At 42.4% G+C, this 12,685-nt stretch carries 17 protein-coding genes; all 17 read left to right on the top strand.

Going from position 1 to position 12,685, the window contains the following annotated elements:
* Entirely contained in the window at positions 1-738 is a 738-nt protein-coding gene (rlmB, locus tag JT26_RS06215; protein ID WP_036788442.1) for a 23S rRNA (guanosine(2251)-2'-O)-methyltransferase RlmB, read from the top strand.
* A gap of 47 nt (positions 739-785) precedes the next feature.
* A complete protein-coding gene (locus JT26_RS06210) occupies positions 786-1,169 on the top strand; it encodes a RidA family protein (protein WP_036847671.1) in 384 nt (127 codons plus the stop codon).
* 43 nt (positions 1,170-1,212) lie between these two features.
* Positions 1,213-2,127: a 4-hydroxy-tetrahydrodipicolinate synthase gene (gene dapA / locus JT26_RS06205; RefSeq protein ID WP_036847668.1), complete on the top strand. Its 915-nt coding sequence runs from the start codon at positions 1,213-1,215 to the stop codon at positions 2,125-2,127.
* A 251-nt stretch (positions 2,128-2,378) separates the two neighbouring features.
* Positions 2,379-3,605, top strand: a complete 1,227-nt coding sequence (locus tag JT26_RS06200) for an ROK family transcriptional regulator (RefSeq protein WP_036847666.1) — start codon at positions 2,379-2,381, stop codon at positions 3,603-3,605.
* A 49-nt stretch (positions 3,606-3,654) separates the two neighbouring features.
* A complete protein-coding gene (dnaX, locus tag JT26_RS06195; RefSeq protein WP_036847664.1) occupies positions 3,655-5,385 on the top strand; it encodes a DNA polymerase III subunit gamma/tau in 1,731 nt (576 codons plus the stop codon).
* A gap of 7 nt (positions 5,386-5,392) precedes the next feature.
* A complete protein-coding gene (locus JT26_RS06190) occupies positions 5,393-5,986 on the top strand; it encodes a YqiA/YcfP family alpha/beta fold hydrolase (protein WP_036847662.1) in 594 nt (197 codons plus the stop codon).
* Entirely contained in the window at positions 5,974-6,318 is a 345-nt protein-coding gene (locus JT26_RS06185; protein WP_052090051.1) for a septum formation initiator family protein, read from the top strand. Before JT26_RS06190 ends, JT26_RS06185 begins: the two co-directional genes overlap by 13 nt.
* A 28-nt stretch (positions 6,319-6,346) precedes the next feature.
* A complete protein-coding gene (locus tag JT26_RS06180) occupies positions 6,347-6,694 on the top strand; it encodes a hypothetical protein (RefSeq protein WP_036788279.1) in 348 nt (115 codons plus the stop codon).
* A 66-nt stretch (positions 6,695-6,760) separates the two neighbouring features.
* Positions 6,761-7,228 (top strand): rRNA maturation RNase YbeY, encoded by a 468-nt coding sequence (gene ybeY, locus JT26_RS06175; protein ID WP_052110398.1) that lies wholly within the window; start codon positions 6,761-6,763, stop codon positions 7,226-7,228.
* A 97-nt stretch (positions 7,229-7,325) separates the two neighbouring features.
* Positions 7,326-7,949, top strand: a complete 624-nt coding sequence (locus tag JT26_RS10190) for a DUF4271 domain-containing protein (protein ID WP_160217640.1) — start codon at positions 7,326-7,328, stop codon at positions 7,947-7,949.
* Between the two features lie 35 nt (positions 7,950-7,984).
* Positions 7,985-8,734 carry a uroporphyrinogen-III synthase gene (locus JT26_RS06165; protein ID WP_036847660.1) on the top strand — a complete coding sequence of 250 codons (750 nt, stop codon included), beginning with the start codon at positions 7,985-7,987 and terminating at the stop codon, positions 8,732-8,734.
* Between the two features lie 5 nt (positions 8,735-8,739).
* The gene (locus tag JT26_RS06160; protein ID WP_052110396.1) at positions 8,740-9,150 is read left to right on the top strand and encodes a ribonuclease P protein component; all 411 of its coding nucleotides are present in this window, start codon (positions 8,740-8,742) and stop codon (positions 9,148-9,150) included.
* The gene (yidD, locus tag JT26_RS10450; RefSeq protein WP_081966398.1) at positions 9,150-9,371 is read left to right on the top strand and encodes a membrane protein insertion efficiency factor YidD; all 222 of its coding nucleotides are present in this window, start codon (positions 9,150-9,152) and stop codon (positions 9,369-9,371) included. Before JT26_RS06160 ends, yidD begins: the two co-directional genes overlap by 1 nt.
* Before the next feature lie 21 nt (positions 9,372-9,392).
* On the top strand, positions 9,393-10,070 hold the full coding sequence (locus tag JT26_RS06155) for a TatD family hydrolase (protein ID WP_081966395.1): 678 nt from the start codon (positions 9,393-9,395) through the stop codon (positions 10,068-10,070).
* 138 nt (positions 10,071-10,208) lie between these two features.
* Positions 10,209-10,682: a transcription elongation factor GreA gene (gene greA / locus JT26_RS06150; protein ID WP_036788268.1), complete on the top strand. Its 474-nt coding sequence runs from the start codon at positions 10,209-10,211 to the stop codon at positions 10,680-10,682.
* 35 nt (positions 10,683-10,717) lie between these two features.
* The gene (tyrS, locus tag JT26_RS06145; RefSeq protein ID WP_036847792.1) at positions 10,718-12,013 is read left to right on the top strand and encodes a tyrosine--tRNA ligase; all 1,296 of its coding nucleotides are present in this window, start codon (positions 10,718-10,720) and stop codon (positions 12,011-12,013) included.
* 19 nt (positions 12,014-12,032) lie between these two features.
* The gene (locus JT26_RS06140; protein ID WP_052110395.1) at positions 12,033-12,449 is read left to right on the top strand and encodes a rhodanese-like domain-containing protein; all 417 of its coding nucleotides are present in this window, start codon (positions 12,033-12,035) and stop codon (positions 12,447-12,449) included.
* Positions 12,450-12,685: the final 236 nt, after the last annotated feature.

The following is a 12,685-nucleotide window of genomic DNA, read 5'->3' as shown; positions in this document are numbered from 1 at the left end:
ATGGCAGTAAAAGATAGCGAAATGATATTTGGACTTCGTGCCGTGATAGAGGCTCTTGAAGCCGGGCAGGAGTTGGATAAGATATTTGTACGTAGAGAGAGTAGAAGCGATCTGATGCAAACTCTTCTTACAGCAGTCGGTGAGCGCAGTATTCCTATACGGAAAGTGCCGGTTGAGAAGCTCGATCGTCTTACTCGTAAAAATCACCAAGGGGTTATAGCATTTAAGGCCTCTACAACATATTATCGTTTGCACGAAGTGATTCCGGTCCTTTATGAAGAGGGATTGGATCCTTTTATTGTAGTTTTGGACGGAATAACGGATGTTCGGAACTTTGGTGCAATTGCCCGGACTTGCGAGTGTGCTGCGGTAGATGCTATTGTGATAGCGGAGCAGAATGCCGTCTCTGTAAATGGAGATGCCATAAAGACTTCTGCCGGAGCTCTTAGTCGTATAGCCGTTTGTCGAGAACGAACCATGGGAGATATTCTTCACTATTTGAAAGATAGTGGTGTGCGCATCATTGGAGCCACCGAGAAGAGTGATCTTACCTATACAAAGGGTAACTACACCGGTCCTCTTGCTTTGGTTTTGGGAGCAGAAGATACAGGGCTTTCTCCTTTGACGATGGAATTGGCAGATGAATTGGTTTCCATTCCTCTATTAGGAGAGATCGGTTCTCTCAATGTTTCCGTTGCGGGCGGTATTATAATGTATGAGGCAGTGAAGCAGCGATAAAAACAAGACAATATTTATAATCTAACCTAATACATAACAGAATTAAGATGAAAAAAGTAATCAACACCACTAATGCTCCTGCAGCTATTGGTCCTTATAGCCAAGGTATTCAGGCCGGACAGATATTTTATTTTTCGGGTCAGCTTGGCCTTGATCCGGCTACAGGAGCTTTCGTTTCAGAGACAGATGTTACAGCTCAGTGTGAACAGATATTCAAGAATATTCAGGCTCTTTTGACAGAAGTGGGTTGCACATTTTCCGATGTGGTTAAGACAACTGTTTTCCTTGCAGATATGGCTTACTTTGCAGAGATGAATGAAGTTTATGGCAAGTATTTTCAAGCTCCATATCCTGCTCGTTCTGCTGTGGCAGTGAAGACATTGCCCAAGAATGGACTTGTCGAAATAGAGGTGATCGTCGTTAAGGCATAACTTTATGCTGTCTTGATTATTAAATAGCTTTTCTATTATTACTATGACCTGCAAGACGAATACTTTAGGAGGCTTTGGGGTGGCTCTTGTTACTCCATTTACTTCTGACTATGAGGTGGACTATTCAGCTCTTGAGAAATTGATAGAGTTTCAGATTGCAGGAGGAGTAGACTTTTTGGTGACGTTGGGAACAACGGCTGAGACACCCACTCTTACAGAAGAAGAGCAGATCAAGATAGTTGCATTTGTACAGAAGGTAGTGGACAAGAGAGTCCCTATCGTTGTCGGTATGGGAGGGAATGCCACAAGAGAGCTTTGCAAGAAAATACGTCGTTTTCCTATGGAGGGCATTTCTGCAATACTCTCAGTGGCACCCTACTATAACAAACCGTCTCAAGAGGGGCTGTATGCACACTTCTCGGAGGTAGTAGAAGCATCTTCTAAACCTGTGATTCTGTATAATATCCCCGGTCGTACAGGTGTCAATATGCAGGTGGAAACTGTCTTACGACTCTCACAAGCATTTCCTGACAAAGTCATTGGAATAAAAGAGGCTTCGGGATCTATTACCCAGATAGAAAGAATACTTAAACAGAGACCGTCAAACTTTGCTCTTTTTAGTGGGGATGACAGCTCTACTCTCAGCTATATCTCTATGGGAGGAGACGGAGTGATATCTGTTATTGGGAATGCGCTTCCTAAAGAGTTCGGAGGATTGGTATCTCTCTGTCGTCAGGGGAAGTTTGCTGAAGCTGCCCATGTGCAAAGGTCTTTGGTAGAGCTTTATGAACTCTTGTTCGTGGAAGGCAACCCCAGTGGTATCAAGAGTGCCTTACACTGTATGGGGCTTATTGAGAATGTCCTTCGTTTGCCTCTTGTCCCTTGTACTCCGGTTGTTTATTCTCGTATTCGTCAGTTTTTGTCCCGGATAGGATATTGTAGAATAGACAATCCTTAGCTTCAAGTTGTGGAGCATCTTGTTTGAAACGAATGTGATGTAAAGCTCTTTTCATGTTATGGAAAAGAGCTTTTTCTGTTGTTTAGTGATAATTTTACTTATGATTTTGGGGATTTGCTGCTTCTTTATATCCGTTGTTTTCTATCTGTCAAAAATTTAAGAATCGTCTCTTTTGAAAGTCTCTTAAACAAATAGTTTTATCTATATTTGCACAGAAGCATCATCAATAGATAAATCCTCGCAATGCAGCAATGAATAAGAAGTTAGAACATTCCTTACAGTCAAGTGGAAAAAATCTTTTGCAGAAAAGAGAAATATTGGCATACTTGTTACGAGTAGGAAACTCTACCTTGACCAGTATCGCAAAGAATTTAGGATTGAGTCTGCCCACTACCAACAAGATTGTTATGGAGCTTTGCAAATCCGGCTGGATTGGGGATTGTGGAAAACTTGAAGCTGGTGGAGGAGGAAGACACCCATTCCTATATGGCGTGAATGCGGATTGTGCGCATTTTTTGGGGATTGATTTTGGAGTCAATACCATCAACATCGCTTTGATGAACTTTGCCGGAGAGATTGTGGAGACATCCATGGAGATGCCTTTTCGCTTTGAGAATACAATGGAGGGTCTCCAGAATATTGTTGCGGAGATAAAGACATTTTTGACTCGCCCGACTGTGGATCGAGATAAGATATTCAGTGTCGAGATCAATATGTTTGGTCGGGTAAATCCGGAGACCGGATATAGTTATAGCTACTTTAACTTCTTCAATGAGCCTTTGACTAACTATTTTAATGAGCACCTTGGCATAGAGACCTATATTGATAATGACTCAAGGGCGTGTGCTTATGGTGAATACATCACTCATTATGCTCCGATGGAGTCTAATATGCTTTTCGTAAATGCTGCTTGGGGATTGGGTCTCGGAGTTATCGTCAATGGTAAGCCCTACAATGGTAAGAGCGGATTTGCCGGAGAGTTTGGACACATCCACGCCTATGATAATGAAATCATTTGTCGTTGCGGGAAAAAAGGCTGTCTTGAAACAGAGGCTTCCGGAAGTGCCATACATCGAAAGTTTATAAACAGAATTCAGAACGGAAGTAGCTCTATTCTGCTTGCAGAAAAGAACTATTCTTCTGAGACAATAGAAAATGTATCGCTCGAAGAAATCTTGGAAGCTACCATAAAAGAGGATATTCTCTGTATAGAGATTCTTGAAGAGATTGGACAGGAGTTAGGTAAACATATTTCTGGATTGATCAATCTCTTTAATCCCAACGTTGTAGTTCTTGGGGGGCTACTTTGCAAGACAGGAGACTACATTATACAGCCGCTTAGGACGGCTATTCGGAAGTACTCTCTTAATATGGTCAACCAGGATACCACGCTCCGGAATTCACAACTCGGAGATATGGCAGGAGTCGTAGGAGCTTGTATGCTAGCAAGGCATAAAATTTTTACAGAAGGATTTTAAGGAGGTGCACACGTGTTAGGGCTTCTTCCCTATAATATCCGTAGAAGCAATGAGTCAGTATATTGTATCGGCAAGAAAATATAGACCTGCTACATTTAGAAGTGTGATAGGACAGGATGCCTTATCAACCACTTTGAAGAATGCCATTACGGAAGATAAGCTTGCACATGCTTATCTATTCTGTGGTCCTCGTGGAGTGGGAAAGACTTCTTGTGCTCGGATATTTGCGAAAACAATAAACTGTACTAATAGGACTTCAGAGGGTGAGGCTTGTAACGCTTGTGAGAGCTGTAAGATGTTCAATGAACAGAGCTCTTACAACGTTATAGAGTTGGATGCAGCATCCAATAACTCTGTGGATGAGATGCGAAATCTTATAGATCAGGTGCAAGTCCGTCCCATGACCGGAAGATATAAGGTCTATATCATTGATGAGGTACACATGCTTTCTTCATCGGCATTTAATGCTTTTCTTAAGACCTTGGAGGAGCCACCGGCTCATGCAATATTTGTTCTTGCTACAACAGAAAAACACAAAGTCCTGCCTACGATACTTTCACGTTGCCAGACTTTTGACTTTAATCGTATTTCTGTTCCGGATATTGCTAACCATCTTGCTTATGTCGCCTCACAAGAGGGAGTATCTGCAGAGCCCGAAGCATTACAGACAATAGCCGTACATGCCGATGGTGGGATGAGAGATGCTCTTAGCATATTTGACCAAATAGCGGGCTTTACACAAGGAAATATCACGTACCAATCTGTTCTGGAAAATCTTAGGAAGTTGGATGAGGCTCTTTATTTTAGATTCTTGGCCTATGTCTTAAGAGGGGACTATCATCAATGCCTGCTTTTATTGGAGGAGGTTCTTGTCAAAGGTTTTGATCCTCTTCAGGTTATGACAGGACTCTCGGCGTTCTTCCGTAATGTATTATTGGCTCAAGACCCTAGAACGGCCTCCATGCTTGAAGTAATAGATAGTGTAAGAGGACGCTATATAAAAGCTGCACAGACTTGCTCCAAAGCCATGATTTGGAATTGTCTGAAAGTCTCTGTCGGCTATGAGGAGAAGTATAGACAGCTTTCCAGTAAAAGACTTTCTGCGGAAGTTGCTCTCATCAATATGTGTGCACAGAATAGTTCGGAACTAAATTCTTCTACAAACACACCTCCTCAGACAGATCAGAGAGAACCTTCCGGACGAGATACCTCGAGGAGTAATGTAGAACCAAATCCTGCACTGTCAACTTCCATATTGAGGGAGTCTCCTTCTCTTACATATAATACTCCCGTAACTCCTCCGCAAAAGCTTCAGAGGGAAGCCTATAAGAGCAAGTTTAGCTTCTCTATTTCTCATGCCAATGATGATGACGAGAAGATACGGGAGAGTAGGTCCGAAACGAATCTGAGAGAAAGTGCTTTTACAGAGGAGCAGCTTGTTAAGGCTTGGCAGAAGTTTGCAGGAATGCAGGATGAACGTATAATCCTTAAAAGAACTCTTATGGATTGTAGGCCGGGTATTGGAAACTCTCCTAAAGACATCTGTGCTCCAACGTATAATCTTCAAAGCAAAATAGAGATAGAAAGAGTAAAGGATGAGCTTCTCGTATTTTTACGGGAGGAGCTATCCAATGATTATCTCTCTCTCTCCACGTTGCTACTGGATGGTCATAAGGATGCTATTCCGACGAAGATAGAAGATAAGTTGGAATATTTTAGAAATATCGACTCGCGCTTTTCGGAAATAGAGGAATTGTGGAAGCTTGTATTGGTGAGATAGGGCGTATATGAAAACTCTTACTATCCTTTATCTGCACGGTTTAACTTCTTCCTGTATGAGTTCTCGTGGGAGATTCTTGAGAGATCTTCTTCCTAAAGATCATATACTGACACCGGACATCCCTCTTAATGCTCATGAGGCTCTGCGTTTTCTTTCGGACATTGTGCATCGAGAAGAACCGGATGTGATTATAGGAAGTTCAATGGGAGGTCTTTTTGCTCATCAACTTCCGGCAAAGAAGAAGATTCTTATCAATCCGGCGTTTACAACATCTGAAGTGATGGGGCGTTATAAGGGACTTCGATTGAGATTTTATCATGAGAGATTTGATCCGGATGAGAAAGATTTTGAGGTAACAGAAGATTTGTTGCTCTCATACATAGAGGTTGAATCCGAACAGTGGAAAAGAATTTCTGAAAAGGATGTAGAAGCAACTGTAGGAATATTCTCCTTGCAGGATGAAGTGATAAAGCAAGACGATCTGTTTGATAAGTACTACAGAAATAAGATTTACATAGAAGCCATGCATCAGCTTTCTTATGAAGAGGTGGAGGCTTATGTTATTCCTGAAATTGAACATTTTAGATTATGCCAGAAATAGATATTCAACGAGCAACAAAAATTGTTCAGAAGATTTCCGGAAAAATTACTCCCGGACGACTCTTTGCCATACTGATTGCACTATTCTTGCTTTGGCCGAGCGATGATAATCTGTACAATCAGATGAAGTACTATGACCAAATCAATGAGTTGGAAAGAGAGAAAGCAGAGTTGCAAAAGCAGATTGCAACAGAGAAAGAGATGTTGGAGGAGCTACAGTTCGATAAGTCTGAGTTGGAGAGATTTGCTCGTGAGACATTTTTAATGAAAGCCCCCAATGAGGATCTTTACATCATAGATAGAGAGAAAGTGAAGAATCTATCAGGCTCATAGATAACAATATAAATATATAGAGATATTCATGTCAGCGGAAAAAAGAATGCCAAAAGGCTATATCGCCGTACTTTTAGGGACGTTCATTACAATGGGAGGAACGTTCCTTGTTTTTCTTGGATCTCAAAGCGGTTTTTTTATTTACACTTTTGGGGTGCTATTACTATTGTTGTACTATTTTCTCTCCATTCCTAAGAGAGATAAAGATATCTCTCCGACAAAACGGCGCTTACATCGCATAGGTTTCTTAGGTGCTGTTGCAATGGCTGTGGCTGCATACTTTGTTTACACGGCTTCAAATTTGTGGATGCTTTTATTTTGTATCGGCTCTGCGCTACACGCGTGGTACATATTTAGGGATGGTGTTAGAAGCTAAGCATATAAGATAGATTTCTTACCTTTGTAATGGTTGGTGTTGTTATTCTTTAATTCCTATTGAGCCATGAGTAGATCTGCAGATATTATATTTACAACAGAAAACGACAATATAAAAGTTCCCGGATTCAGGCGTCGTGTCATTACAAATTGGATTAGAGAAGTTGCGGAGTTGAAAGGTAAGCGTATCGGGGAGATCACTTACGTTTTTTGTGATGACCGCTTCATAAGAAGACTTAACAAGAAAAGTCTCAACCATGACTATGAGACAGATATTCTGACATTTGACAACTGCGTAGACGATCTTCTTTTTGCTGATATTGTCATCAGTCTTGAAACGATTGATAGTAATGCCACAATCTTTGGCGAACCTTCTTACCGAGAGCTTCTTCGTGTAATGATTCATGGCGTTTTGCATCTTTGTGGGTATAGAGATGCCACAGAGGAAGAGCAAGAGACTATGAGACAGGAAGAAGATGCAGCCCTTGCCCTTCTTCCGGAAAAATACGAAGAGATCTGGACTAAGCGTTCTTGATATTAAAACATCGCACGTTTTCGTGAACTTTCCCTTTTTTCCAAATCAATTTCAAGGGGAATCTCCTGAACCTCCCGGATATGACAGCACATTTTTTGTGTTTTCTCTTGTCTTTCTGTTGCTTCTTTTTGCCGTGATGTATGCGGTTCATCCCAACTATTCTCTTGGAAGTATCAAAGGAGCTTTAAGAATTAAGCCGCAGGATGCGCTGGGGGAGAGTGTCTATGGCTTCTCCTTTGGGATGAAATTCTTTTTAGGATTGCAAGGCTTTCTGCTGGCTTCTTGCATCCTGTTTCTTTCAGTAGAGTCTTATCTTTCCGATCCTTTCTTCTCTACATCTCGGTTCTTACTGATAGCCGCCGGAACTGTCCTTCTTTTTATAGTTTTTCATTGGATTATCCGGTCTGTTATAGGGGCTATCTTTATGACGGCAGAGGCAAAGAGACTATGGCAGTTCCAGGAGTTTGTCCTGTTTACAACGTGGGGAGCATTTCTCTATCTGCCTTTTGCCTTATTCTTGAGCTGGAGTAGCAACAAAAGCAGTGCTATATGGCTCTTTTTAGCTCTGTTTCTTCTTTACCGACTAATCTCCTTTTACAAGTCTTGGAAGTTAATAGAGTTTAATCTTCGTTATTCATTGCATCTAATTTTGTACCTTTGCGCCTTGGAAATACTACCCTTTGTTGCTGTGTGGCAATTTATTCGTAGTATGAGTGTGTGATAATCCTAATCTTAGAAGAACAGGATACGACTTTAATGAGCGCAAAAATAAAAAGAATATTGGTGTCTCAGCCGGCACCGGTAACAGGAAAGTCCCCATATATAACATTGTCTGAGCAGTATGGTTTTGAGGTGGACTTTAAGCCGTTTTTCTCTATCCAAACACTTGGAACAAGAGAGTTTCGTGATCAGAAAGTTAATATCTTAGATCATACAGCTATCATTTTTACCTCCAGAACAGCAATAGACCATTTCTTCAAGCTTACTCAAGAGCTACGTTTGACGATGCCGGAAGATATGAAGTATTTTTGTCATAGTGCAGCTATTGCATCTTATTTGCAGAAGTACATTGTGTATCGCAAGCGCAAAGTGTTTTATCACGAAAGCGGACAGGCGGCTCAGTTTCATGCTCTCTTGCTTAAGCACAATAAGGAGACTTACTTCATCCCCGGAATAGAAGGACTAAAGGAAGATATTGTTGCAGTATTGGACAGTAAAAAGATCCCTTATTCTACCAGTGCGATATACCGCTCTGTTCCTAATGGTTTTACAAAGGAAGAGATAGATGGATACGATCTTCTCATATTCTTTAGCCCCAATGGTGTAACCTCTCTAAAGAGCAACTATCCTGAGTATAAGCAAAACAAACAGCTTCTTGCTTGTTTCGGGGAGGCTACCGCTTCGGCTCTTAGAGAGAATGGATTTGAAGTGAATATCGAAGCTCCATCTCCGGAGTTCCCTTCAATGACTGCTGCTCTTGAGCACTATATTAAGAAGCATAAGTAAAACAGGTGTCCAAAGCTACATTCCCAAAGTCGCAGCGTCTCTATCTTAATTCTCATAAAGAAAGGGTATTCTCTTCTCGTACCGGATTTGTAGCTTATCCTTTCAAGGTTGTTTACGCTTGTGGAAAAGAGGTAGACATGCTTGCTCCCGTGGAACTGTTGGTAAGTGTTCCGAAAAAGCGGCTCAAGCATGCGGTGGATAGAAATCTGGTAAAAAGAAGAACCAAAGAAGCTTATCGTCTTCACAAGAACGAGTTGCTGGCTCAAGCCGAAAAGAGTTTCGGCCTTCTTGTTGCTTTTCTTTATATAGGAGATGGCATTTCCTCCTATTCTGCAATAGAGCAGGGGGTAAAGAAGGCTCTGCGAAAGCTCACTGAGGTTTGTCGCTCTTTGGAACGAAAGGAGGAAACAGAATGATAAAGAAACTATTGGTGCAGATACTGCTTTTGCCGATCTATTTCTATCGGAAGTGCATTTCTCCATATACTCCTCCGAGTTGTAGATTCTCGCCAACTTGTAGTACCTATGCTGTTCAGGCTCTTCGGAAGCATGGCCCGTTCAAGGGCTTATTTCTTACCGTTCGACGCATTTTAAGGTGTCATCCATGGGGAGGGAGCGGATACGACCCCGTACCATAGTCTTTTCAGGCGATAAAAATAATGCTATACATAGACAGCCATACACATCTATCGCATCTGCGACAATATGCAGATCGACCGGATTGTATGGCTCTTTTTGTGGTAGATCCCATACAAGAAGAGCTGCCTTCCGGCTCCAATTTTCTTACCATAGGCATACATCCGATGTCTCTTAGGCAAGATTTGACCCTGGAAGAGGGAGAATCCATTCTGCGTGAATACTTGCAGAATCCTAAGGGAAACAATATTGTGGCGATTGGAGAGATCGGTTGGGACAGACGTTCATCCATCTCTCTTGACGAGCAGACCGCATGGGTCGAAATGCAGCTGCGTATAGCATCCGAGTATTGCCTGCCCTGCTTCTTTCACATGGTAGGTGGTTGGGACAGGCTGTTGTCTCTTGCATCCGTGAGAGGGCTCTTGCCTCATCCTCCTGCTTGGATTGTGCATGGGTTCAGAGGCAAGCAGATGCTTTTGGAGCAGCTTTATCGGGCGAGCATTATAGTCTCTCTCCGAGTCGTTCCAAGTGATCCCGGTATTCTATCATGGCTGAAAGAGAAGCCGTTCCTCTTGGAAAGCGATGAGAGCAGTCAGGACATCACGGATGTTTATAGTGTATTTGCCGAGGCTTTGGGCATTTCGATAGGGGATCTCAAGGCTCACATTTATAAAGCATTCCTTGCTAATATCCATATTTAACCTTAACTTTGTCCGAGTAAATACCTTATTGTGAATATTTTCATGTTTTTAGATCGAGGCGAAAGTCTTGGTCTAAATATTTTTTATACCTCATCTCTATGGCGTGAGGTCTCAATATTTTGAAACAAACTTTATATTATGGCAGGATATACACTCCTTACGGAAGAGGGATACAACAAGCTTGTAGAGGAGATAAAGAAGCTCGAATCGGTGGACAGGCTTGATGTGATTAACCAGATTGCAGAAGCGAGAGACAAGGGCGACCTTTCTGAAAATGCAGAATACTCTGCAGCGAAAGAGGCTCAAGGGTTATTGGAAGCACGTATAGCTCAGTTGCGCTCCAAGTTGATGAATGCACGTATTGTGGATACATCTAAGATTGGTACGGACATAGTGCACATGCTGAATAAGGTAACCATAAAGAACAAAGCCAACAATGCTGTCATGACTTATACTCTGGTTTCGGACACAGAGAGCGACCTGCGTGCCGGTAAGATCTCCATATCCACTCCCATTGCTCAAGGTCTTGTAGGAAAGAAGGTCGGGGATGTGGTTGAGATAAAAGTGCCAAGCGGTACTGTAACATTCGAGATCATGAAGATTGAAATCTAAGCATACACATACACTAAGCCATATATACCAAGATGATAAATTTTGTCGAAGAACTCCGCTGGAGAGGTATGATCCATGACATGATGCCCGGTACGGAAGAACTCCTGATGAAGGAGATGACTTCTGCTTATGTGGGTATAGACCCTACGGCGGACTCTCTACACATAGGACACCTTGTGGGTGTCATGATGCTTCGTCACTTTCAGAGAGCGGGACACCGCCCCATAGCTCTTGTTGGAGGAGCTACCGGAATGATTGGAGACCCATCCATGAAAAGTGCCGAAAGAAAGTTGATAGACGAGGATACCTTGCGTCATAACCAGGAGGCAATACGCAAACAGCTGGCAAAATTCCTCGATTTTGAGAGCGATGCCCCTAATGCAGCCAAGTTGGTGAACAACTACGACTGGATGAAAGAGTTCAGCTTCTTGGACTTTATCCGGGATGTCGGCAAGCATATCACTGTAAACTACATGATGGCAAAGGACTCTGTAAAGAAGAGAATTTCCGGAGAGAGTGGAGAAGGGCTTTCATTTACCGAGTTTTCTTACCAGCTGATACAAGGCTACGACTTTACCTATCTTTACCAGCATGAAGGTTGTCGTTTGCAGATGGGAGGATCCGACCAGTGGGGTAATATTACCACCGGTACGGAACTCATTCGCCGGACATTGGGAGGCGAAGCATACGCTCTCACTTGTCCGCTTATCACCAAGGCTGATGGTGCTAAATTCGGGAAAACAGAGAGTGGAAACATCTGGCTGGATCCGAAATACACCTCACCGTATAAGTTCTATCAGTTCTGGCTCAATGTCTCGGATATAGACGCAGCCAAGTACATTAAGATCTTTACATCCCTTACCAAAGAGGAGATTGCGGCATTGGAAGAAGAGCAAGCTGCTGCACCTCATCTGCGTCCTTTGCAAAAGAGACTTGCAGAAGAGGTTACCTGTATGGTGCATTCAAGAGAAGCCTACGAGTCCGCCGTGGAAGCGTCTGCCATCCTTTTTGGAAATGCAACCAGAGAAGCACTTACCAAGCTGGACGAAGATACACTTCTTGCACTCTTTGAAGGTGTCCCATCTGCTACACTGCCCATGGATAAGATCAACGGGGAGGGTATCAACATATTGGATCTATTAGCCGATGAGGTTGCAATGTTCCCCTCTCGTGGAGAGCTTCGTAAGCTTCTAAAGAGTGGAGGAGTGAGTATAAACAAAGAGAAAGTAGAGAGTGAAGGGATGGTATTGACCTCTTCGGATCTTCTTGCCGGGAAGTATATCCTTGCACAGAAAGGCAAGAAAAACTACTTCCTTATCACTTTCGCTTAAACCATAAAGTAGAGGAGTCATGAATTATAAGAGAGTTATAGCAGCACTATTTGTGGTATCCGCTCTTGCTGTTGCTGCCTTGTTCGTCGGTTGCAAGAGTTCCTCTCCGCAAGAGACAGTCCAAACAATTACAAATGTGGAAGTATCACAGCTGGACAAACTATTGGCTGCAAATCCCAATATGCAGATTGTCGATGTTCGGACTAAAGCCGAGTATGATGCCGGCTTTATATCGGGAGCCATTCTGATAGATGTTACTCAGAACGACTTCCTGGAGAGAGCATTGAAGGTTCTTGATCCGAAAAAGCCCGTTCTTGTTTACTGCAGATCCGGAGGTCGTTCGCTCAGAGCTGCAAAGATGCTTTCTGCAAAAAACTTTACCATTTATAATCTGAATGGTGGCTATACGGCTTATGTCGCATATAAGAAGGGATAATAGCCGGATATTTTACGAGAAAATAAAACAGAGAATCGGGATTGTAATCTTTACGATCCCGATTCTTTTTTATGCCCTCTCTTGAATATCTGCCTCCTTCCAAGAACTATGCTAATAATACATTTACTGCTTTTATAAAATATCTATATTTGCAAAAAAGATAAAGCTTAATAACGAGGGCTGATTTCCAAACAATAGATGCTCTATACGTGCCGGTGTTGAAATTCCGACCGGAG

Origin of the sequence: Porphyromonas sp. COT-108 OH1349 (assembly GCF_000768755.1) — a bacterium.
Taxonomy (GTDB): Bacteria; Bacteroidota; Bacteroidia; order Bacteroidales; family Porphyromonadaceae; genus Porphyromonas_A; species Porphyromonas_A canoris.
This window is presented reverse-complemented; position numbering and strand designations above follow the sequence as displayed.